The 21,362-nt window shown below is 61.6% G+C and carries 20 protein-coding genes; 5 read left to right on the top strand and 15 right to left on the bottom strand.

The window, feature by feature from the left end; translation table 11 throughout:
• The first annotated feature begins 205 nt into the window (after positions 1-205).
• On the top strand, positions 206-1,126 hold the full coding sequence (locus WJM78_RS15880) for a L,D-transpeptidase family protein (RefSeq protein WP_108537910.1): 921 nt from the start codon (positions 206-208) through the stop codon (positions 1,124-1,126).
• A gap of 81 nt (positions 1,127-1,207) precedes the next feature.
• Here WJM78_RS15880 and WJM78_RS15875 read toward each other — a convergent pair whose 3' ends face one another.
• From WJM78_RS15875 to fldB, 4 genes are all read right to left on the bottom strand, one after another.
• Positions 1,208-1,513, bottom strand: coding sequence for a type 1 fimbrial protein (locus WJM78_RS15875; RefSeq protein WP_287147351.1), 306 nt, complete (start codon positions 1,511-1,513; stop codon positions 1,208-1,210).
• A gap of 207 nt (positions 1,514-1,720) precedes the next feature.
• Positions 1,721-3,061, bottom strand: coding sequence for a TldD/PmbA family protein (locus WJM78_RS15870; protein WP_339010427.1), 1,341 nt, complete (start codon positions 3,059-3,061; stop codon positions 1,721-1,723).
• Positions 3,061-4,461, bottom strand: coding sequence for a TldD/PmbA family protein (locus WJM78_RS15865; protein WP_339010424.1), 1,401 nt, complete (start codon positions 4,459-4,461; stop codon positions 3,061-3,063). The genes WJM78_RS15870 and WJM78_RS15865 overlap by 1 nt, the downstream gene beginning before the upstream one ends.
• Before the next feature lie 285 nt (positions 4,462-4,746).
• Positions 4,747-5,265: a flavodoxin FldB gene (fldB, locus tag WJM78_RS15860; RefSeq protein WP_108537913.1), complete on the bottom strand. Its 519-nt coding sequence runs from the start codon at positions 5,263-5,265 to the stop codon at positions 4,747-4,749.
• A 207-nt stretch (positions 5,266-5,472) separates the two neighbouring features.
• On the opposite strand from fldB, the gene xerD reads away from it, so the two are divergent.
• Entirely contained in the window at positions 5,473-6,384 is a 912-nt protein-coding gene (gene xerD / locus WJM78_RS15855) for a site-specific tyrosine recombinase XerD (protein WP_339010421.1), read from the top strand.
• A gap of 59 nt (positions 6,385-6,443) precedes the next feature.
• On the opposite strand, the gene mscL is transcribed toward xerD, so the two are convergent.
• Complete coding sequence (mscL, locus tag WJM78_RS15850) at positions 6,444-6,851, bottom strand: large-conductance mechanosensitive channel protein MscL (RefSeq protein ID WP_339010419.1); 408 nt, start codon at positions 6,849-6,851, stop codon at positions 6,444-6,446.
• A 259-nt stretch (positions 6,852-7,110) separates the two neighbouring features.
• Between mscL and WJM78_RS15845 the strand changes: the two genes are divergently transcribed.
• The 3 genes from WJM78_RS15845 (at position 7,111) to WJM78_RS15835 (ending at position 10,871) form a co-directional block, all read left to right on the top strand.
• Entirely contained in the window at positions 7,111-7,827 is a 717-nt protein-coding gene (locus WJM78_RS15845; protein WP_042034737.1) for a disulfide isomerase DsbC N-terminal domain-containing protein, read from the top strand.
• Positions 7,793-9,523, top strand: coding sequence for a single-stranded-DNA-specific exonuclease RecJ (recJ, locus tag WJM78_RS15840; protein WP_339010416.1), 1,731 nt, complete (start codon positions 7,793-7,795; stop codon positions 9,521-9,523). The genes WJM78_RS15845 and recJ overlap by 35 nt, the downstream gene beginning before the upstream one ends.
• A gap of 166 nt (positions 9,524-9,689) precedes the next feature.
• Positions 9,690-10,871 (top strand): MerR family transcriptional regulator, encoded by a 1,182-nt coding sequence (locus tag WJM78_RS15835; protein ID WP_339010414.1) that lies wholly within the window; start codon positions 9,690-9,692, stop codon positions 10,869-10,871.
• Positions 10,872-11,270: 399 nt separating this feature from the next.
• On the opposite strand, the gene WJM78_RS15830 is transcribed toward WJM78_RS15835, so the two are convergent.
• From WJM78_RS15830 to mrdA, 10 genes are all read right to left on the bottom strand, one after another.
• Positions 11,271-11,840: an RBBP9/YdeN family alpha/beta hydrolase gene (locus tag WJM78_RS15830; RefSeq protein WP_339010412.1), complete on the bottom strand. Its 570-nt coding sequence runs from the start codon at positions 11,838-11,840 to the stop codon at positions 11,271-11,273.
• 138 nt (positions 11,841-11,978) lie between these two features.
• Positions 11,979-12,491 carry a GNAT family N-acetyltransferase gene (locus tag WJM78_RS15825; RefSeq protein WP_339010409.1) on the bottom strand — a complete coding sequence of 171 codons (513 nt, stop codon included), beginning with the start codon at positions 12,489-12,491 and terminating at the stop codon, positions 11,979-11,981.
• A gap of 167 nt (positions 12,492-12,658) precedes the next feature.
• A complete protein-coding gene (gene lipA / locus WJM78_RS15820; RefSeq protein WP_108536704.1) occupies positions 12,659-13,624 on the bottom strand; it encodes a lipoyl synthase in 966 nt (321 codons plus the stop codon).
• A gap of 84 nt (positions 13,625-13,708) precedes the next feature.
• On the bottom strand, positions 13,709-14,398 hold the full coding sequence (lipB, locus tag WJM78_RS15815) for a lipoyl(octanoyl) transferase LipB (RefSeq protein WP_287147001.1): 690 nt from the start codon (positions 14,396-14,398) through the stop codon (positions 13,709-13,711).
• A gap of 94 nt (positions 14,399-14,492) precedes the next feature.
• On the bottom strand, positions 14,493-14,756 hold the full coding sequence (gene ybeD / locus WJM78_RS15810) for a DUF493 family protein YbeD (RefSeq protein WP_042034729.1): 264 nt from the start codon (positions 14,754-14,756) through the stop codon (positions 14,493-14,495).
• 279 nt (positions 14,757-15,035) lie between these two features.
• Complete coding sequence (locus tag WJM78_RS15805) at positions 15,036-16,226, bottom strand: serine hydrolase (protein WP_042034728.1); 1,191 nt, start codon at positions 16,224-16,226, stop codon at positions 15,036-15,038.
• A 195-nt stretch (positions 16,227-16,421) separates the two neighbouring features.
• Positions 16,422-17,363, bottom strand: coding sequence for a septal ring lytic transglycosylase RlpA family protein (locus WJM78_RS15800; RefSeq protein ID WP_339010400.1), 942 nt, complete (start codon positions 17,361-17,363; stop codon positions 16,422-16,424).
• Positions 17,305-18,303, bottom strand: a complete 999-nt coding sequence (gene mltB, locus WJM78_RS15795; protein ID WP_275929992.1) for a lytic murein transglycosylase B — start codon at positions 18,301-18,303, stop codon at positions 17,305-17,307. Before mltB ends, WJM78_RS15800 begins: the two co-directional genes overlap by 59 nt.
• On the bottom strand, positions 18,303-19,406 hold the full coding sequence (gene rodA, locus WJM78_RS15790) for a rod shape-determining protein RodA (RefSeq protein WP_042034725.1): 1,104 nt from the start codon (positions 19,404-19,406) through the stop codon (positions 18,303-18,305). The genes mltB and rodA overlap by 1 nt, the downstream gene beginning before the upstream one ends.
• Positions 19,399-21,315, bottom strand: a complete 1,917-nt coding sequence (gene mrdA, locus WJM78_RS15785; protein WP_339010398.1) for a penicillin-binding protein 2 — start codon at positions 21,313-21,315, stop codon at positions 19,399-19,401. The genes rodA and mrdA overlap by 8 nt, the downstream gene beginning before the upstream one ends.
• Between the last annotated feature and the right edge of the window lie 47 nt (positions 21,316-21,362).

Here is a 21,362-nt window from a genome sequence, read left to right as displayed (position 1 = left end):
GCTTGTCATGCAAAGAGCAGGTGCCAGCGGCGATGGATACACTTTTTCATGTAAAAAGAGCCATCCCGACGTTGAATTCTTGGCCGACTCAGGAAAGAATGCGCGTTCGGTTATCGACCTCGGGCGCAGAGTGACTCGTCACAGGCCGGACCGAGGATGACACGGCCCCCGGCCAACTTGGTACAGGAAACCACACAGGAATTTTATGACTCCCCTTCGCACTGCCGCTTTGGCCCTTTTATGTACTCTGACGCTGGTCAGCCATCAGGCCGCCGCTGTTGAATACACACTGCCCGCGGCCAACAGCCGCCTGATCGGTGAGAACCTGGAATATGTGGTGCCTGCGGACAACCGTCCGCTGGAGCAGATCGCCGCCGACTTCCAGTTGGGCCTGACCAACATCATGGAAGCCAACCCGGGCGTAGACCCCTATCTGCCGACACCGGGCAGCAAGCTGATCATCCCCCATCAGCTGATCCTGCCGAATGCGCCCCGTGAAGGGATCGTCATCAACGTGGCCGAGATGCGCCTCTACTACTACCCCAAGGGCAAGAACGTGGTGGAAGTGCTGCCCATCGGCATCGGCCAGCTGGGTGTGAATACGCCGGAAAACTGGATCACCAAGGTTGAGCGCAAGCGTGCCAACCCGACCTGGACCCCGACCGAGAACATCCGTCGCCGCTATGCCGCCCAGGGCAAAACACTGCCTGCGGTCTGGCCGGCTGGCCCGGACAACCCCATGGGTCTGCACGCCCTCTATATCGGCAACCTGTATGCCATCCACGGTACCAATGCTACTTTCGGCATAGGTCTGCGAGTGAGCAGCGGCTGTGTGCGTCTGCGCGCCGACGACATCAAGTACCTGTTCGACCATGTGCCGGTCGGTACCCGTGTCCAGTTCGTCAACCAGCCAGTCAAGTTCACGGTCGAGCCGGATGGCGGTCGCTACATAGAAGTCCATGAGCCGCTGTCGCGCAATGAGGAGGAGTTCAATTCCACCGCCTCCGTACCGTTGCCCATGACTCCGGCTATTACCCGCTTCATCGCCCACATGGAAAGCGACTCCAATGTGGTCAAGCAGGTGCTGGAGCAGCGTTCCGGTATGCCGACGCGTCTCAATCCCTGAGCCTGATGGCTGGAGTCCGAGACTCGATAATAACAACGGCGACCTGATGGTCGCCGTTGTTATTTCTGGCATTGATGAGGATTAATCCTGGTTGATGGTGATCACCGCCTTGGTATGGCGCTGGTCAATCCATCGATAGGAAACCTGGCTGGTGGCGAGACGCTGTGGCGACTGCGTCGCCAACTGCTGCAGATTGAGAGCCTCTGTGGCTTGCTTGGCGCCCGAGAGGCAGGTGACCTGCATCTGTTTATCCTGCTGGTTGATACGACAGGCATCCTCCACGATGGCGCCGCTAAAGGTGATGCGTCCAGTGCTGCTTGCCTGGGTGGCTTGTGTCATCGATATGCCCAGTGTGGCGAGGGTGAGCGCCACTGCGATTGTCTTCATGCAGACCTCCAGATTGTCTTGCACTTTGGTAGGAAACCGTGTTTTCACTGATCAGTATCGGCGGTGCCAGGCGGTGCATGAGCATTATTTGGCTATGAGTCGTCAAGTTCGGTGCCAAAGGTCAGAATAAAAAAGAGGGCAACCCCAGGGGTTGCCCTCTTGCTATTCATCACGAGGAAAGCGCGGTTTTCTCTTTATATGCGGGGGTTACCTACCCGCAATGTTCAAACCGCCGAAACGAATGAGCGGGGCATAGAAGCCCTTGCCATCGTCGTGGTGCAGCAGGTCGCCGACCGCTTCGAGCTCGCCGAGCAGGCGGTAGAAGTTGCCTGCGACCGTGATGCCGCGCACAGGCTGGATGCGAACGCCATCCCGACACAGGAACCCTGACGCCCCGAACGAGAAGTCGCCACTCACCGCATCGGCGCCCGAATGCAGGCCATCCAGCTTGACCAGTTCCAGATACTCGCCGGTTTTGACCTCGGCTTCGCTGTGGGGGCCTGTGCCAAATATCAGATGGCGCGCCGTCACATCCAGCGCGCCGCGGGCACTGCGTGCGGCCGAGCCGTTGCTGGTCAGGCCGAAGTGGTGAGCGGTAGCGCTGTTGTGGAGCAGCGTCTTGAGCTCCCCCTCGCCAATGAGCAACAGATCCGAGGTGGGGGCCCCTTCACCGTCAAATGCCTTGATGTTCATGCCGCCTGGCATATAGGCCCGGCTCTCCAGAGTGAGCCAGCGGGAGGCCACGCTTTGGCCCAGCTTGCTGCGCCAGGGGTTGATCCCCTGCTGGGCCCACTTGCCCGACAGCGCCGCCTGGAAGCAGCCAAACAGGCTGGCGAAGCAGTTGGTGCTGAAGAGGGCGCTGTAGTGACCGCTCGGCACGGCTTCCCCCAGCAGCAGGCCGTCGGCCACGGCATGGATCTGCGCTATGAGGGCCTGGCTGTCGAGCTCGTCAAAGCGGCGGCCATATTGCCCCTGTGAGTGCATGGACTGGCGGCCAGAGCGCTCGATCAGCGCCGAGGTGTAGCAGCCGACGCTGAATTCACTGTGCTGGCAGAGACTGCCCAGACTGTTGGCGAGCCAGAGCTGACTCTCCCCCTCGAAGACGCTGTTATAAGGCGCGCCTGTGACATCCGGCAGGGCCAGCATGTCCGCCTCGAGGCGCAGGGCCAGGGCGATCTTCTCTTCCGCTGCCGTGGTATCGGGCTGGTTGATCTCGGCGCACTGCGTGCTGAGCTGGCTGCCGCTGACCCGGATGGCCTGATCCGCATCCACCTTGGCGAAGCGGCTGGCATCCAGCGCATCCTGCAACATGGCATCCAGTGCCGGCTCATCCAGGGATTCCGAGTAGGCGATGCCGACCCGGCCATCCTTGATGAGGCGGATGCCGAGCTGCTGGCTGCTGGTGACCTTGTATTCACCCAACTCGCCCTTGTCGGCTTTCAGGGAGAAAGCCTTGTCCCGATTGGCGATGATGTCCGCCTCGGCATTGAGATTGGCGACCTTGTCCAGCAGGCGGGTGAGCAGTAGGTTCATGTCGAGTTGGCTCATCAGGCGTTCCCTCCGACCAGGATATTGTCGACCTTGAGTGGTGGCTGGCCGACGGACGCCGGGATCGAGCCGGAGACCGAGCCGCACATGCCGGCAGAGAGGGCGAGATCGCGGCCCACCATGGAGATCTCTTTGAGCACTTGTGGGCCCGTACCGATCAGGGTCGCCGACTTGAGCGGGCGAGTTACCTTGCCGCGCTCTATGAGGTAGGCCTCCTGCACGTTGAAGTTGAACTCGCCTGTGCCCGGCTGCACCGAGCCGCCGCCCATCCGCTTGGCATAGATGCCGTAATCCACCGTGGCCAGCATCTCCTCCAGGCTGTGGTTGCCCGCTTCGATATAGGTGTTGCGCATACGCGAGGCCGGGGCGAAGCGATAGGATTCGCGCCGTCCCGAGCCGGTGCGGGCATAGCCAGTCTTGAGTGCCCCCATGCGGTCGACCAGAAAGCCGGTCAGCACGCCATCCTTGATGAGCTGGGTGTGCTGGGCCGCCATCCCCTCGTCATCGACGTTGATGGAGCCCCAGGCATTGCCCTGCAAGCCTTCGTCCACCGCGTTGACCACGGGGTTGGCGATAAGCTGGCCCATCTTGTCGTGGAACACCGAGGCCTTTTTGGCGACCGAGGTGGTCTCCAGCAGGTGGCCGCACGCCTCGTGGAAGATGACGCCGCCAAAGCCGCTCTCCATGATGACCGGCAGGGTGCCGCTCGGGCAGGGGGCTGCGCCGAGTTTTACCAGCGCCTGACGGGTGGCGGTGAGGGCCAGTTCGCGCGGGTCTATGAGGGCGGCATGTTCCCAGCCCATCATGGCACCGGGGGCCTCATAGCCCACGCTCTGCTCGCTCCCTTCCATGGCGATGGTCTGGGCCATGATGCGGTTGTAGTGGCGACGATCGGCCACTTGCAGCCCTTCGCTGTTGAAGATCTCCACCTCCTGCTCCCAGCCCAGGGTATTGCCCGAAAACTGGCTTACCTTGGCGCTCTCGGCGCGGGCGGCAGCATCCATGGCATGCAGATAGGCAATCTTCTGCTCCAGTAGTTTGTCAGCACCGAGTGGCAGGGTAACCGGATTGCGGTCGGTGAAACGGGTGAAGTCGAAGGCGGTGGCGGTCACCACTGGGTCGCGTCTGTCTTTGGCCGCCAGCAGGGTGACGATGCGCAGCAGCTCGTTGCGTTCGGCCAGGTTGGTGTAGCCGTAGAGCACTTTGTGGCCGTAGCACAGGCGCACACCTATGCCGAAATCGAGGCCGCCGCTGATATTTTCTATCTGGCTGGAGAGCAGGCTGAGCTGGCTGCGGCGTTTGCGCTCCACAAACAGCTCGGCGAAGTCGGCACCCAGCGCCAGCGCGTGATCGAGCACGTCGCGGGCGATGGCGGGGGCCAACAGGGAAAATGAGGTCATAGAATATCCTTTTCTGGTCTGTTTCCTGTTTGCTTCCGACACCCGTCTGATGGTGTTATGGGGTGTCGATTTCATTGTTGCAGACCAGCACAAAAAAGTCGCTACAGCGTCATGCGATGATACCGATTGAAAAAATCGGTGCGATAACTGCGCCCGGCAGCCCAGATCCTGGCCGCCGGCAGGGAAGATGAACGCAGCAGTGGACCTTGTTTAATCGCTGGTCGCCCCAGGGTGCCAGGTGCAGCTTGCTCCGATCGCATCGGTTGGCGTCACATCCGGGCGAGATCAGAGCAGCTCGTGGATCTCGCCGAGGATCTGGTCGACCCACTGTTCGATGCGGGATTCGGTCTGGTCGTACTGGTTGGCGTCGTCAAGGGCCAGCCCGACGAAGTGACGGCCATCGTCGATCAGCGCTTTGGAGGCGTCGAACTCGTACCCTTCGCTAGGCCAGTAACCCACCAGCTTGACCCCCTTGGGCACCAGCTGATCGTGCAGGAGGCCCAGGGCATCCTGATACCATTCGCCATAGCCCAGCTGATCACCCAGGCCGAACAGGGCTATGATGCGCCCCTCCAGATGGACATCCTTGATGTCCTCCCAGCGGGATTCCCAATCTTCCTGCAGTTCGCCAAAGTCCCAGGTGGAGATGCCGAGGATCAGGATGTCGTACTCCTGCATGCGGACAAGGGGCACATCCTTGATGTTGTGGAGATCGACCAGCTCCGGGCCTATGAGGGCGCGGATCTTCTCGGCGGCCATCTCGGTGTAACAGGTGGTGGAACCGTAAAACAAACCTATCTTCATCGCACTGTCCTTACCGTAAAACAGATAGCTCTTTATCCTGGCGGCGCGTGGGGCTGGCGCGCGCAGAGGCTGCAGGGAGGGGGGCCAGTTTAACAGATTGCCCGGCACCCTTCACGGGGCAAGCGCGGTGCAGGCCTCATCAGATCCCGCTGTCACCCGGCGCCGGGCGCGCTACAATGGGCCACCGTTTGCCCAAGACCCAGTACCATGACCAAGCCTGCGCCTGCCGTGCACAATCATCCCCTGATCGAACCCTTCCTCGACGCTCTCTGGCTGGAGCGGGGGCTGTCTGACAACACTGTCAGCTCCTATCGCAGCGATCTGGAAAAATTTGCCCTCTGGCTCGATGAGCAGGGCAGCTCCCTTCTGCTGGCCGGGATGGATGAGATCCAGCACTACCTCGCCTGGCGGGTGGATCACCAGTTTGCCGCCAGCAGCACGGCCCGCTTTCTGTCTGCCCTGCGTCGTTTTTACCAGTATCTGAACCGCGAAAAGCTGCGCAGTGATGACCCGACCGTGCTGCTGGAGGGCCCCAAGCAGCCCAAGAAGCTTCCCTCCGATCTCAGTGAAGGGGAGGTGGAGGCGCTGCTGCAAGCGCCGCAGGTGGAGGATCCGCTGGAGCTGCGTGACAAGGCGATGCTGGAGCTGCTCTACGCCACCGGATTACGGGTCTCCGAGCTGGTGGGGCTCACCGCCGAGCATGTCAGCCTGCGTCAGGGGCTGGTGCGGGTGGTGGGCAAGGGCAACAAGGAGCGGCTGGTGCCCATGGGGGAGGAGGCGATCCACTGGCTCGAGCGTTACTACCGTGAGGCCCGCACCCTGCTGCTGGGGGGCACCAGCTCGGATGTGGTGTTTCCCTCCAGGCTGGCCCGCATGATGACCCGGCAGACCTTCTGGCATCGCATCAAGCTCTATGCCCTGCGCGCCGGGATCCATGGCGAGCTCTCCCCCCATACCTTGCGCCACGCCTTTGCCACCCATCTGCTCAACCATGGCGCCGATCTGCGGGTGGTACAGATGCTGCTGGGCCATGCGGATCTCTCCACCACCCAGATCTACACCCATGTGGCGAATGAACGACTCAAGGCGCTGCACGGGGAGCACCACCCCCGCGCCTGATGCGCAACAAAAAACCGCCACAGGGGCGGTTTTTTTAAACACACGACAGGAGTTGGCGCTTATTTTCCCTGCTGGGATTTGAGCAGATCGCGGATTTCGCTCAGCAGCTCCTGATCCTTGGTGGGGCCAGCGGGAGTAGCGGTATCTTCCTGCTTCTTCTTGAGGGTGTTGATGGCTTTGAGCCCCATGAAGATGGCGAAGGCGATGATCAGGAAATCGATGATGGTCTGGATGAACCTGCCGTAGGCGATGACCACGGCCGGGGTGGCACCTTCGGCGTCCTTCAGGGTCACGACGAGATCGCTGAAGTCCACTCCCCCCAGGACCAGACCAATTGGCGGCATGATCACGTCACCCACGAAGGAGGAGACGATCTTGCCGAAGGCGGCACCAATGATGATGCCCACCGCCATGTCGATGACGTTGCCTCTTGCTGCAAAGGCCTTGAACTCTTGGATCAGACTCATGTTTCCCTCCCCAATTGGGCAGAGTGCGACCGCTGTCGCACCCACGTTTGAATAATAAAATATCAGGAAAACAGAGGGATGACCGTCTTGTTTCCTGTCGTCACGGCTAGCTTGCTGGGCCTCTGCCCAATTGGCAACCTGTCAGAGAAGGATTTTTTGTGACCTCCACTATTAATCAGTAAGTAATTAACAGGTTGAGACCTGGATATAGCCTGAGTTACCTTGTGAGTCCATTCGTTCATGCCAAGTGAGTAAAAGAGTGAAGCATTTACTACTGGGAATGATGCTGCTGTGCACGTTTGCTGCCAGCGCGGGGATGGATCCCCAATTATTGAAACAGCGTATAGAGCAGCGGCTCGGGGTACAGGTGTATCTGGTGGATGAAACCCCCATGCCTGGCCTCTTTATGCTGGGCACGGCTCAGGGGCCGCTCTATACCGATGCCAAGGGAGACTATGTGCTCCAGGGCATCATGCTGGATCTGGGCCACGACATGAAAAACCTCACCATGCAGGGCCAGCGTCAGCAACGGCAGCGGGCCCTGACCCAGATCGGCGAACGGCGTATGCAGCTCAAGGCAGTGCCCGAGCGTCACAGTGTCACCTTGTTTACCGACCTGACCTGCAGCCGCTGCCGTGCCGCGCTCGATGAGCTGCCCATACTGCAGGCGCTGGGGGTGAGCGTGCAGCTGTTGCCAGCGCTGGGAACCTTCGCCGATCTGGCCGAGGCGCAGGCGCGCTGGTGCGATCCCGGTCTGTTCAGTGAACTCAGTCTCAGTGATCGTTTGCCTGCGGCCGGTTGTAATGAGATCCTTGCCCATCATATCGGCCTGAGCCAGTGGCTCGGGATCAAGGCGCTGCCGAGCTGGGTCCTGCCAAACGGGGATCTGGTGCGGGGTTATCAGAGCCCTGAACAACTGCTCAAGATACTGGATCACATCAATGCCCCTGCAAATCCGTCGTCGTCCGCGAGTTGATGATTCCCATCTGCCCGCCACCCTGCATCCACTGCTTCGCCAAGTCTTCGCCAGCCGTGGCGTAGAGGATCCCGTCCTGCTGGAGCGCAGTGCCAGCTCGCTGCTGCCGCCCCAGCGTCTGTTTGGCATGGAGCAGGCGGTGCCGCTGCTGGCGGCGGCGCTCACTGCTCAGCAGCGTATCCTGATCGTCGGTGACTTCGACTGCGACGGCGCCACCAGCTCGGCCCTGTGCGTGCTGGCGCTGCGGGCCATGGGCGGTCACCACATCGATTTTCTGGTGCCCAATCGCTTCGAGTTCGGCTACGGCCTCACGCCGGAGATAGTCGAGCTGGCGGTGGCGCGTGGCGCCGAGTTTCTCATCACGGTAGACAACGGTATCTCCAGCATCGCCGGGGTGGCGGCGGCCAAGATGGCCGGCATGCAGGTGCTGGTCACCGATCATCACCTGCCGGGCCAGGAGTTGCCTGCTGCCGACGCGATAGTGAACCCTAACCAGCGTGGCTGCGACTTTCCCTCCAAGTCACTGGCCGGGGTGGGGGTGGCCTTCTATCTGATGGCGGCCCTCAACACCCACCTGCGCCAGCTGGGCTGGTACGAGCGGCAGGGTATTCGTGCCCCCAATGTGGCGGATTATCTGGATCTGGTGGCGCTCGGCACGGTCGCCGACGTGGTAGCACTGGATGGTAACAACCGCATCCTGGTGCATCAGGGGCTGCAGCGGATCCGGGCTGGTCGTTGCCGTCCCGGCATCCAGGCGCTGGTGGACGTATCGGGCCGCGATGGCCGCCGTCTCACCGCCGCCGATCTTGGCTTTGCGCTGGGGCCGCGCCTCAACGCAGTGGGCCGCCTCGATGACATGTCCCTCGGGGTCGCCTGTCTGCTCAGCGATGACCTCAATCTGGCGCGCCAGCTCGCCTCCGAGATGGACAGCCTCAACCAGGAGCGCAAGGAGATAGAGCAGGGGATGCAACAGGAGGCGCTCGCGACCCTGGAGCAGATCCGTTTTCGCGATGGCGAAGTCCCATCCGGCATAGTGCTGCACAGAGACGAGTGGCATCAGGGGGTGGTGGGGCTGGTGGCCTCCAAGGTGAAGGAGCAGTACTACAGGCCGGTCATCGCCTTTGCCGAGAGCAGCGACACCGAGCTCAAGGGCTCAGGTCGTTCCATTCCCGGGGTGCATCTGCGCGATGCCCTCGAATTGCTCGATACCCGCCATCCGGGCCTGATGGGCAAGTTTGGCGGCCACGCCATGGCGGCGGGGCTGACCCTGCCCAAGGCCAACATCGAGGCCTTCGGCCGCGCCTTCGAGGGGGTCATCCGCGAGCTGGTGACGCCGGAGCTCTTGACCGGGGTGCTGCTCACCGATGGCGAATTACTGCCGGATGAGCTCAGCCTTGAGCTGGCGGAGCTCATTCGCGCCTCCGGCCCCTGGGGTCAGGCCTTCCCTGAGCCGCTGTTTGACGGCGAATTCGTGCTGGTACAGCAGCGGCTGGTGGGGGAGAAACACCTCAAGATGATGCTGACCACGGATTCGGGCCATGCGGTGGATGCCATCGCTTTTGGCGTCGATCTCAAGCGTTGGCCCGATGCCTCGGTGAAGCGGGTGCGGCTGGTCTATCGGCTCGATGTCAACGAGTGGCGCGGCAACCGCAGTGTGCAGCTGCTGGTGGAGCATCTGGAAGCGACCGGTCTCTGAACCGGTAGCATCGCTAATTTATCGTTGACATCGCTGACGACGGCCGCCCTCGGGTGGCCGTTTTTGTTAACTGATGTCTGGAAAATAGTGTTGACCCGTCTACAGCTTCACAGTTTAAGCTCGTCTCTATCGGGTCACCTGAGGGCCCGCACCGTGAGTGATTGCCATGAAAATATCCGAACTGGCCCGCCGCTGCGGCCTCGCCCGCTCCACCCTGCTCTATTACGAGAAGCTGGGGGTGATTTCCGGTACCCGGGCCGCCAACGGCTATCGCCACTATGACGAGGGGGATCTGCAGCGACTGCAGATGGTGCAGGCCCTGCAGGCGGGTGGTCTCAGCCTCCGGCTGTGCCTCGCCTGCCTGGCTGGCGAGATAGAGCAGGTGGCGCTGCAGGCCCGGGTCAAGGAGCTGGATGAGGAGCTGGTGCGGATGCAGCGTGCCCGGGATCTGCTGGCAGATCTGGCGGGGCTGCGCCCGCGCTCCGGTGACGAATTCAAGGTCTGGCAGCTGCAACTGCAGCGCGAGGCGCCGGAGGCCTACTTCGCGTGGGTGATGAAACAGGGTTTTAGCGAGAAAGATCGCTACCACTTGCAATGGTTGAGCAAAGACATGAATGAACACGAGCGTTACATCAAGGACTTTATCCAGCTGCTGGAGGGCATGAGTTACTGGGGGCCGGGGGATCGCGCCTTCACCCAGCAGCAGTTTGCCGCCTTGCCCATCCGGCCGCGCCGGATCCTCGACATGGGCTGCGGGCGCGGGGCCTCGACCATGGCGCTGGCTCAGGTGACCGATGCCGCCATTGTGGCCATCGATCTGGAAGAGGAGGCACTGGCCGCCGTGGAGCACTCCGCCCGTGCGGCGGGCTTTGAGCATGTATCCACCCTCTGCGCCAACATGGCGGCACTGCCGGACGATCTTGCTCCGCCCGATCTAATCTGGGCGGAGGGGAGCGCCTACGTGATGGGGGTTGCCAATGCGCTGAAGGCGTGGCGTCCGCTGCTCGCGAGCCCGCAGGCTTGCATCGTGCTGAGTGATGCGGTCTGGCTGACCGATAACCCGCCCGAGGAGGCATTGGCATTCTGGCAGCAGGATTACCCCGCCATGCAGACGCTGGCGGGCCTGCTTGATACGGTACAAGCGGCAGGCTACCGCTGCCTGTCACACACCCCATTGCCGATGAGCGCCTGGAACAACTATCTGGATCCCATCGAGGTCAATCTGGTGCGCTATCGTGACGAGCTGGGGGAGAGCCCCGCCTGGCAGGACTTGACCCGGGAAGTGGCCATCCACCGCCAATATCTGGGTAGTTACGGCTATGTGATCTGCTGTTTGCAGGCGGTGTGAAGAGGGTGGTTGCCGCCCTTTGGGAGGAAGCCAGTCACCAGACGGGGGAGCAGAGGCTTCCCCGCTTGTTGTTTGGGTTTTTGAATGCCGAGATCAGTGATAAACGAGTGTTTTGCACTTATTTTTTTAAAATATAAAAATCCAATAAGTTTACGGTTTGTGATGTTTTTATCCGCACATTCCTGTCATATCTGAAGGAGCCCGATCTTTGCCTGTTTCTGGTCGCTTCCCCCCAAACCTCATACAGCACGGTGCGATGACCTTGGTCATTACCTGCATCCTGTGGCTCGCTGCCTTTGCTGTGGTGGGGCTGATGCCCTTTGGTTTCATGTCCTTCTCCGGCATGTCACTCTAGGTGCGCCACCTGTGAAAACGGCCACTTGCGTGGCCGTTTTGCTATTAGGCGGGGGCTATCATCCCCAGCAGCCGGTCATGGACCAGCGGCAGTGTCAGGAAGCCGTCCCGATCGAGGAAGTGGCCACCATGCTCCAGGCTGTAGAGCGGCGCAGCCAGCTGCTCGCTCAGATGCTGGCAGTAGCGATAGGGCACTATGGCATCGTCGCGGGAGGCGACCACGACGCGCTGGGGGGCCAGGGTCATGATGTGCGCCGGGTCGTAGCCCGGCAGCATGAAAGGATCCAGCTCCGGCAGGGTGTGCAGCGGCTGGTCGAAACCGGACACCAGCAGGATCCCGCCCACCCGGCGGGAGACGGGCAGGCGGCTGAGCTGACGCAGTATGGCGATGCAGCCGAGGCTGTGGCCCAGCAGGAAGGTGCGCTCATCGTGATCCCGGACCAGGTTGTCCATGGCGGCATCCCAGGCAGCCGGTGTCGGCTGGTGCGGGTCTGGCATGGCCAGCACCTCGACATGAATATCGCGGTTTTCGAGCTGCTGCTTGAGCCAGGGGAACCAGTGGGACTGGGGGGAGGCAGTGTAGCCGTGCACGATGAAAACGCGGGTGTGTGACATGAGCATGATCCTGAAACGGGACAACAGGGAATGAAAAACCGTGCCGCTGCGGCAACTGGCCGGGCGGCTACATCATAGCAGCGCTTGCCGGGTGGGGACACGCCCCTGTCTGGGTGGTACAGGGGCGGGTCAAACCGCTCAGCCCAGCCGTTTGGCCATGTTGTAGCCGGTGATGGCGAAGCCCGCCTCCTGGTAGAGCGCCAGGGCGCGCGGGTTGTCGTACGCGACCCGCAGCTTGATCTGGCTGATGCCATTGGCCCTGAGCGCGGTTTCCAGCACCGCCATGGCGGCCTTGCCAATGCCCTGGCTGCGGTGAGCCGGCGCGACATAGAAGTCATAGATAAAGGTGGCGCTGGCATCGGGGTCGATGGCGTGCCAGAGATAGCCCAGTGGCAGCATTTCTGCGGCTGTCGCTGGGCCAGCCCCCTCCGTTTCACCGGCGGGCAGGATGCAGAGCAAACAGTGGCCAGCGGTGTCGACCCCTTGCGGCAGAGAGTGCAGCAGGGAGGCCTCGGCCTTGCGACGGGCGGTGGCGAGATCATGGCCATGATTGCTGGCGAGATCCTGCGCATAGTCCTCGATGAAGCAGGCGCAGTAGGCGGGGTAGTGGGCCTGGCTCATGGGGATCAGGCGAACGAGGGGGGTTGGCATACTGCACATCACTCAACGGACGAATGGGTGCCCACGTTAACCCGGCGGTGAAGTGAGCGCAAACGGCGCTGACGCATCGCTTGCGGTTGCCCGGTACAGATGGCGCGCGGCTGGCCCATAAAAAAGAGCGCCCTTGGGCGCTCTTTTTTGACCAGGGGTGGAGGCGGTTATTTCACCTCTTCACCCTTGGCTTGCAGGTCTGCATGGTAGGAGGAGCGGACGAAGGGGCCGCAGGCCGCGTGGGAGAAGCCCAGCGCCATGGCGATATCCTTCAGTTCGTCAAACTCTGCGGGCGGCACGTAGCGCTTTACCGGCAGGTGGTGGCGGCTCGGTTGCAGATACTGGCCCAGGGTCAGCATGTTGACACCGTGCTCGCGCAGATCGGTGAGCACCTGCACTATCTCTTCGTTGGTCTCGCCAAGGCCCATCATGACACCGGACTTGGTCGGCACATGGGGGTGCATCTCCTTGATGCGGCGCAGCAGCTCAAGGGACCACTTGTAGTCGGCCCCGGGGCGGGCGACACGGTACATGCGCGGGGCGGTTTCCAGGTTGTGGTTGAACACATCCGGCGGCGTCTCGCGGAACACCTCCAGCGCCTGCTCCATCCGGCCACGGAAGTCCGGGGTGAGGATCTCGATGCGGGTCTGCGGGCTGTGCTCGCGGATCTGCTTGATGCAGTCGGCGAAGTGCTGGGCACCGCCGTCACGCAGATCGTCGCGGTCCACCGAGGTGATGACCACGTATTTCAGCCCCATCTCCTTGATGGTGAGTGCCAGCTTCTTCGGCTCGTCGGGATCCAGCGCCAGCGGGCGGCCGTGGGCCACGTCGCAGAAGGGGCAGCGACGGGTGCAGATGGCGCCCATTATCATGAAGGTGGCGGTGCCATGGTTGAAGCACTCTGCCAGGTTGGGGCAGGAGGCCTCTTCACACACTGAGTGCAGCTTGTTCTTGCGCAGCGTGCTCTTGATGTGCTCGATCTTCTGGCTGGACGGCGGCAGCTTGATCCGCATCCAGTCCGGTTTGCGCAGCACTTCCTCGTTGGGATCCGGCATGAATTTCACCGGGATCAGGGCCATCTTATCGCCATCGCGCAGCTTGACGCCCGGCTCCATACGAACGGGTTTGCTCATGATTCACTCTCGGTGTTTGTTATTGTTTGGTTGATAGCCGTCAGGGTCATCTCTGTGCCCTCGCGGCCGTACGGCAGGGCTTGCTCAGGCCGCATCGTCGATATTCGTGATCGTGTGATAGCCAATCAGGCTGGCCAGTTCGGCCACCAGCAGGGCCTGTGCTTCGGCCACGCTCTGCGGGCCGCCCAGGTCGCTGGTCTGGGTCATGGCCATGCCCGCATAACCGCACGGATTGATGCGCAGGAAGGGGGTCATGTCCATATTGATATTGAGCGCCAGCCCGTGGAACGAGCAGCCCTTGCGGATGCGCAGGCCCAGCGAGGCCAGCTTGGCTTCTGTCTGCATCGAGGTGCCCAGCTCGTTCTTCACATAGACGCCGGGGGCATCGGGTTTGGCATAAGCCTCAATCCCACTCTTTGCCAGGGTCTTGATGATGGCGGTTTCCAGACAGGTCACCAGCTCGCGCACCGACAGCTTGCTGCGGCGCACATCCACCAGGACATAGAGCACCAGCTGGCCAGGGCCGTGATAGGTCACCTGACCGCCGCGATCGCTCTGCACCACGGGGATATCGCCCGGTGCTAGCAGGTGCTCGGCCTTGCCGGCCTGGCCCTGGGTATAGACGGCATCGTGCTCCACCACCCAGAACTCGTCCGGGGTGTCGCTGGTGCGGCTATCGGTGAAGGCCTTCATGGCGTCCCATACCGGCTGGTAGGGGCGGCGACCCAGGTGTCTGACGAGCAGCTGTGGCTGGGCGGGGATCTGGGGTGACATCTTTTCCTCACAGGCTGGCGCTTGAGTCGGCACCATGGGTCAGCACTCGGGGTGGCACAAAATCAATCGCCCCTGGCGGGGCGAGAGAGGCAGCTTACAGGACGTAACGAACCAGCTCTATGTTACCGAGGGCGGTATACATTGCTTCGATATGTTCCTTGCTCTGGGCCGTTACTGTGACCCGCACCGAGTGGTAGTTACCCTTGGTGCTGGGTTGAACGGTCGGGCTGTAAGTACCAGGGGCGTGTTGTTGCAGCACTTCCACCACCTGATCCGGCAGGGCCGGGTCGGCAACGCCGAGCACCTTGAACGGGAACTTGCAGGGAAACTCCAGCAGTTCATCAAACTTGGTATTCATCTACTCACCTTTTGGCGTCATCACGGGATGACTTCATCTTTAATCTTGCGTGGCTGATGGCCTATGGCTCATCAGGCCGTCATGTACAAGCCTATATGGGCATTGCCCGGGCAGAGATCAAGGCCCGGACAGCTCGACAAGACATGGAGATGCTGCTTTTTACCACAAATCGACAGTCGGCGGAACCTGCAGAATGCAGGGTTATTCGCTGGTATGACCGGGTAAAGACAGCAGCGGCGCCTGTTAGCGCCGCTGTTTGGTCAGGATTGTGCGTCTTTCTTACTTGAACCAGCTGGAGACCAGCATCACCAGGTAATCCCACAGACGGCTCATCAGCCCGCCCTCCTGCACTTCTTCCAGCGCGACCAGCGGAACCTGCTTGATCTCTTTGTCGCCTTGCTTCAGGAACACGGTACCGACCCGTTGGCCCTTGGCCAGCGGGGCTTTCAGTTCGCTCTCGAGCTGGAAGTCCGCTTTCAGGTTGTTGCCCTGACCACGGGTGACCAGCACGGACACATCCTTGTCGACGCCCAGTTTCACTTCAGACTTGTCGCCCATCCAGATCTTCTGGGTGACCAGCTCGGTGCCGGCCTTGTACGGGGTCAGGCTCTGGAAGAAGCGAAAACCGTAGGTGAGCAGCTTCTTGCTCTCGGCGGCGCGGGAACCTTCGCTGTTGGCGCCCAGCACCACGGCGATCAGGCGCATACCTTCGTTGTTGGTGGCGGAGGAGACCAGGTTGTAGCCGACCTGGCTGACGTGGCCAGTCTTGATGCCATCCACTTGCAGGGACTGATCCCACAGCAGGCGGTTACGGTTGTGCTGGGTGATGCCGTTGAACACGAAGGATTTCTGGGCGTAGATCTTGTACTCCTCCGGCTGATCGTGGATCAGGGCCTGACCCAGGCGAGCCATGTCGCGAGCCGTACTGTAGTGACCTTCTTCATCCAGTCCGTGGGGGTTTTTGAATTGGGTATCTTTCATCCCCAGCTTGGCGGACCAGGCATTCATCAGGCTGGCAAAGGAGTCCGTGCTGCCCGCCAGGAATTCGGCCATGGCGACACAGGCGTCATTGCCGGACTGGATGATGATGCCCTTGTTCAGATCATCGACTGAGACCTGTTTGCCCACCTCGATAAACATCTTGGAGGAGTCGCTGTAGTTTTTGGACCAGGCGTTTTTGCTGATGGTCACCATGTCGGTGTTCTTGATGTTTCCTTCCAGCAACTCGTGGCCAATGATGTAGGAGGTCATCATCTTGGTCAGGCTGGCAGGCGGCAGGCGTTCATCGGCATTGGCTTCTGCCAGTACCTGACCCGAGTAGTAGTCGATCAGAATATGGGCCTTGGCGGAGATCTCCGGCGCGGCGGGAACGACCATGGGGGCGGCGTTCGGAGTGGGGACTGGCGTATTGGCCTGGGCGGTGGCGCTGATCAGGGAGGCCAGAATAACTGAACGGGCAAATTTGGACATCTTGAAATTCCTGGAGCCTGGAAGGGGGGTAACCCAAGTTAAAATGCGGGCTTAACTATACCAGAAGCGCCCGTCGGTCATAGTCCGGCGTACTATCTGGTCTGGTTTTTTCTCCATCGGGAGCCGTCGTCACGCCGGGAAACGACGTGACGACGGGCACCAGACGCTGGCTCACCCGGGATGAGCCGCATGGTTTCAGGGGACGATAAAGGCTTGCTCCACCCCTCCTTGACGGATCTGCTCGAGCAGGCTTGCCTGCTGATCGGCGGCGACCGGTCCCAGCAGGACCCGGAAAAGGGCGCCGTGGACCACCACCTGATACGGCACGCCGTAGCGCTGAGTCATCACCTTGCCCATGGCTTCCGCTCTGGGCTGGGAGCCGCTGGCCAGCACCTGGATCATCTTGCCGTCGCTGCTGCTGGCGGGGGCGGCCGCCTTGGCCGGCGCTGGTTTGGCGGCGGCTGGTGTGGCCATGGCGAGCGAGGTCGGTTCACCCATAAAACCCTCCTGCGCCGCAGCCTTCGGCGCGGCCGGGATCGCTGGGCTCTGCGCCGGTTGCATGGGTTGCATCGGCATCATGGGCACCATTTCGATCATCTGATCCGGTTTGTCGTTGATCAGCTCCAGCCGTACCCGCGCTTCACCGCTATCGATCATCTCCAGCTGCTTGGCGGCAGCGTAGGAGAGATCGATGAGGCGAGTGCTGTCGGACGGGCCGCGATCGTTGACTCGTACGATAGTCTCCAGCCCGTTGGCCAGGTTGGTGACCCGCACATAGCTTGGCAGCGGCAGGTTGCGGTGGGCTGCGCTGAACAGCGTGCTGTCCAGCACATCGCCGTTGGCGGTTTTCTGGCCATCCAAGTCCGGCGACAGCCAGCTGGCGGTGCCCTCTTCGCTGTAGTGTTTGATGTCGCGCCACACCTCGTTCTTCTGCTTGCCGATCCAGTAGTCACGGTTGCCGCTGGCACTCAGGGGCTCGGGACGTGGTATGGCGCCTGTGGCTTGCGGGATCTCGATGACCTGGGGTTTTTCCTGCTGGACGGGTTCCTGCGGCAGGGGGGCCTGCTCCGGCTGGCTGCTACAGGCGGCCAGCAACAAGCTCAGGCTGAGCGGGAGAAATTTGTGGCTGTAATGCATACGCTTCCTGGATTGCTTGACTGAGTTGATGTGCCGCCATCGCATAGAGAGGGCTGCGGTTATAGCGGGTGATCACATAAAAATTGTGGCGCGCGACCCAGTATTCCGGTCCATCGGCCTGTTCCAATACCAGCAATTTTACCGGCGTCTGTGGTGCCAACTGTGTGGCGAGTTCAATGCCGGCGGCGGCCAGCTCTGCCCACTGTTGCTTGAGCTCGGGCTCGGGTCTGAGCAGAGCACTGACGGGGGCCAGGCCGATCAAGGCGGGCTCGACGGCAGACTCGCCCCAGCGCCATTGATGCTCGGCGAAATAGTTGGCGACGCTGCCGATGGCATCCACCGGGTTGGCAAACAGATCCCGCTTGCCATCCCCGTCAAAATCGACAGCGTAGTGGCGGTAACTGGAAGGCATGAACTGCCCCATGCCCATGGCGCCCGCATAGGAGCCCTTGAGGCGGGTGAGTGGCCACTTCTCCTCTTTGGCCAGCAGCACCAGCTGGGCAAATTCCTTGGCGAAGTACTCCTCGCGCGCGGGGTAGTGAAATCCCAGGGTGTAGAGGCTGTCGAGCACCGAGTGGCGGCCCATCTGGCGGCCGTAGAAGGTCTCTATGCCGATGATGGCGACGATGAGGGAGGCGGGCACCCGATAGGTCTGCTCTGCGCGGGCCAGCGTCGCCGCATGCTGCTGCCAGAACTGCTGCCCGTCACGGATGCGATCCGGAGTGACGAACAGCGGGCGGTAGCGATGCCAGGGCTTGGCCTCCCACGGTCGGCTGATGGTGTCGAGTACCTCCTGGCGCAACCGGGCCTGTGCCGTGGCCGCCTGCAATTCGGCCAGCGGCACCTGCTGCTGTTCGGCGAGCAGGGCCAGCCGCGCGGGCTCCGGGGCGGCACTCGCCGTCAGCGAGCACAGGGCGAGCGCCAACCAGCCCCCTCTCATCAGGCCAGCAGCCTTCTGTGGGTCTGGATCGACATCAGGATGCCGAAACCCGCCATCAGGGTCACCATGGAGGTACCGCCGTAGCTCACCAGTGGCAGGGGCACCCCTACCACCGGCAGTATGCCACTCACCATGCCCATGTTGACGAACACATAGACGAAGAAAGTGAGGGTCAGGGCCCCCCCGAGCAGACGCTCGAAGCTGTTCTGGGCCTGCATGGAGATGAACAGGCAGCGGCTGATGATGTAGAGGTAGATGACCAGCAGCAGGGCGACCCCCACCAGTCCGAACTCCTCGCTGAAGACCGCAAAGATAAAGTCGGTGTGGCGCTCGGGCAGAAATTCAAGCTGGGACTGGGTGCCTTGCAGCCAGCCCTTGCCAAAGACGCCGCCGGAGCCGATCGCTATCTTGGACTGTATGATGTGATAGCCGCGCCCAAGCGGGTCTTTTTCCGGGTCGAGCAGCATCAGTACCCGCTGGCGCTGGTAGTCGTGCATCAAGAAGAACCAGAGCACCGGCATGAAGGCGCAGATGAGCAGCACCGCCAGGCCGATCAGCCACCAGCTGATCCCCGCCAGGAAGATGACGAAGAAGCCGGAGGCAGCCACCAGGATGGAGGTGCCGAGATCGGGCTGGGCGGCGATCAGCAGGGTGGGCAGCAGCACCATCACCAGGGCGATGACCACATGGCTGAATTTGGGGGGCAGCGAATGGCGGCTGAGCCAGGCTGCCACCATGATGGGCATGGAGACCTTCATCACCTCGGAGGGCTGGAACTTCATGAAGCCGAGATCCAGCCAGCGCTGGGCCCCCTTGCCGATGTGGCCGAATACGTCCACCGCAATGAGCAGCAGCACCACCACCACGAACAGCGGCACAGACCAGCGGGCGTAGAGGGAAGGAGGCAGCTGGGCCATGCCGATCATCAGGCCGAAGGCCAGTCCGCCGCGCACCAGCTGGCGCACGATGGAGTCCACGCTCTGACCGGAGGCAGAGTAGAGCACCACCATGGAGAGGGACATCAGGGCCAGCAGGCCGAGAAACAGCGGCAGGTCGATATGCAGCCGGTACCAGATGCTCTGTCGCTGCGCGGAATTACTCATGGGAAACGGCCTCGGGTGATGGGGGCAGCTGCTTGGGAGCCGGTGGCAACTGGGGCTCTGGTGGCACCAGATAGGCATCCAGCATCTGGCGTGCCACTGGCGCGGCCATGCTACTGCCGCCGCCGGCGTTTTCCAGCACCAAGGCGACTACGGCCTTTGGGGCGTCAAACGGAGCAAAGGCGACGAACAGGGCGTTGTCACGGTGTTCCACCTTCATGGTGCTGGCGTCGTAGACCTGGTTCTCTTTCATGCCCACCACCTGGGCGGTGCCTGACTTGCCTGCCGCTTTGTAGGGGGTGTTGGCAAAGGCGCGGCGCCCGGTGCCTTCAGTGCCGTTGATGACGCGCCACATGCCGTCCTTGGCCACCTGCCAATAGGCATCATTCTTGGCCTTGAGCGCCATGTTCGGGTTGACGGGGGCGTTGACAACCCCATCCTGCGAGGCCGTGCTCTTGAGCAGGTGTGGCGTCACATCGTGGCCGTTCTGGGTCAGTATGCTGGTGGCCTTGGCCAGCTGGATCGGGGTGGCGCTCCAGTAGCCCTGACCGATACCGACAGAGATGGTGTCACCCTGATACCAGGGCTGGCGCCAGCGAGCCATCTTCCAGTTTCTTGATGGCATGACCCCCTTGGTCTCCTCATAGATATCGACCCCACTGTACTGACCAAAGCCAAATTTGGTCATGTAGTTATGCATTTTGTCGATGCCGACCCGATAGGCGAGATCGTAGAAATAGGTATCTGCTGACACCTCGATGGCGCGGTAGACATCAAGCCAGCCATGGCCCCAGCGGCGCCAGTCGCGAAACTTCTTGGTGGTGCCCGGGATGGAGAAGCTGGGGCCGCCGAAGTAGCGGTAGTTGGGGGTGATGGCCCCCTCGTTCAGCCCCATCACTGCCAGCATGGGCTTGACGGTGGAGGCGGGGGCATAGATGCCCTGAGTGGTGCGATTCACCAGCGGGCGGGCCGGATCGTTGAGCAGCGCCGAATAGTTGGTGTTAGAGATGCCGGTCACGAACAGGTTGGGGTCGTAGCTCGGGCTCGACTCCATGGCCAGGATAGCGCCGGTATTGGGATCCATCATGACGATGGCGCCCCGGCGACCGGCCAGCAACTCTTGTGCTTTAAGCTGCAGGCGAATGTCGATGTTGAGGTAGATGTCCTTGCCGGGCTCGGGCGGCTGGAACTTGAGGGTGCGCACCACGCGGCCGCGGTTGTTGACCTCGACCTCCTGATACCCGGCCACCCCGTGCAGCTGATCCTCGTAGAACTTCTCCACCCCCTGCTTGCCGATATCCTTGGTGGCGGCATAGTTGGCGAGCTTGTCCTCCTTGTCGAGGCGCTCCACGTCGCGGGTGTTGATCTTGGCCACGTAGCCCAGCGCATGGGTGAGAGTGTCACCAAACGGATAGTAGCGCTTGAGGTAGGCCTCTATGCTGGCGCCCGGATAGTTGTGCTGGTTGACCGAGAAGAGCGCGACCTGATACTCGGTCAGCTTCTCGAACAGAGCCACCGGCTTGAAACGGCGCTGGCGTTTGACCTCGGCCAGAAATTTCTCCTTGGTGCCTTCCGGCAGCGCCAGCAGGGTGATCAGTTCGTCGGCGGTCTTTTCCAGGTCTTTGGTCTCTTCCGGCACGATTTCCAGGCTGTAGACGGGGCGGTTCTCCGCCAGCAGCACACCGTTGGCGTCATAGATGAGGCCCCGTGGCGGCGCCACGGGCACGACCCGGATCCGGTTGTCATTGGAGCGGGTCTGATAGGTCTCGAAGGATTCGACCTGCAGGTAATAGAGATTGCCCAGCAGCACCAGCATCAGCACTATCATGCCAATGTAGGCGACCAGGGTGCGTCGGAAGAAGAGGCGACCCTCGGCGCTGTGGTCGCGCATTTCGATGCGATTCTTCAGCATGCCGCTACCTTATGACAGACGAAGGGAGAAGACAAAAACCCCATGGG

The sequence above is a fragment of the Aeromonas popoffii genome (assembly GCF_037818705.1).
Taxonomy (GTDB): Bacteria; Pseudomonadota; Gammaproteobacteria; order Enterobacterales; family Aeromonadaceae; genus Aeromonas; species Aeromonas popoffii.
This window is presented reverse-complemented; position numbering and strand designations above follow the sequence as displayed.

Bases quoted from the DNA above. Each gene is read 5' to 3' on its own strand.
- WJM78_RS15880 (WP_108537910.1), top strand. From the start codon at position 206: ATGACTCCCCTTCGCACTGCCGCTTTGGCCCTTTTATGTACTCTGACG.
- WJM78_RS15875 (WP_287147351.1), bottom strand. From the start codon at position 1,513: ATGAAGACAATCGCAGTGGCGCTCACCCTCGCCACACTGGGCATATCG.
- WJM78_RS15870 (WP_339010427.1), bottom strand. From the start codon at position 3,061: ATGAGCCAACTCGACATGAACCTACTGCTCACCCGCCTGCTGGACAAG.
- WJM78_RS15865 (WP_339010424.1), bottom strand. From the start codon at position 4,461: ATGACCTCATTTTCCCTGTTGGCCCCCGCCATCGCCCGCGACGTGCTC.
- fldB (WP_108537913.1), bottom strand. From the start codon at position 5,265: ATGAAGATAGGTTTGTTTTACGGTTCCACCACCTGTTACACCGAGATG.
- xerD (WP_339010421.1), top strand. From the start codon at position 5,473: ATGACCAAGCCTGCGCCTGCCGTGCACAATCATCCCCTGATCGAACCC.
- mscL (WP_339010419.1), bottom strand. From the start codon at position 6,851: ATGAGTCTGATCCAAGAGTTCAAGGCCTTTGCAGCAAGAGGCAACGTC.
- recJ (WP_339010416.1), top strand. From the start codon at position 7,793: ATGCCCCTGCAAATCCGTCGTCGTCCGCGAGTTGATGATTCCCATCTG.
- WJM78_RS15835 (WP_339010414.1), top strand. From the start codon at position 9,690: ATGAAAATATCCGAACTGGCCCGCCGCTGCGGCCTCGCCCGCTCCACC.
- WJM78_RS15830 (WP_339010412.1), bottom strand. From the start codon at position 11,840: ATGTCACACACCCGCGTTTTCATCGTGCACGGCTACACTGCCTCCCCC.
- WJM78_RS15825 (WP_339010409.1), bottom strand. From the start codon at position 12,491: ATGCCAACCCCCCTCGTTCGCCTGATCCCCATGAGCCAGGCCCACTAC.
- lipA (WP_108536704.1), bottom strand. From the start codon at position 13,624: ATGAGCAAACCCGTTCGTATGGAGCCGGGCGTCAAGCTGCGCGATGGC.
- lipB (WP_287147001.1), bottom strand. From the start codon at position 14,398: ATGTCACCCCAGATCCCCGCCCAGCCACAGCTGCTCGTCAGACACCTG.
- ybeD (WP_042034729.1), bottom strand. From the start codon at position 14,756: ATGAATACCAAGTTTGATGAACTGCTGGAGTTTCCCTGCAAGTTCCCG.
- WJM78_RS15805 (WP_042034728.1), bottom strand. From the start codon at position 16,226: ATGTCCAAATTTGCCCGTTCAGTTATTCTGGCCTCCCTGATCAGCGCC.
- WJM78_RS15800 (WP_339010400.1), bottom strand. From the start codon at position 17,363: ATGCATTACAGCCACAAATTTCTCCCGCTCAGCCTGAGCTTGTTGCTG.
- mltB (WP_275929992.1), bottom strand. From the start codon at position 18,303: ATGAGAGGGGGCTGGTTGGCGCTCGCCCTGTGCTCGCTGACGGCGAGT.
- rodA (WP_042034725.1), bottom strand. From the start codon at position 19,406: ATGAGTAATTCCGCGCAGCGACAGAGCATCTGGTACCGGCTGCATATC.
- mrdA (WP_339010398.1), bottom strand. From the start codon at position 21,315: ATGCTGAAGAATCGCATCGAAATGCGCGACCACAGCGCCGAGGGTCGC.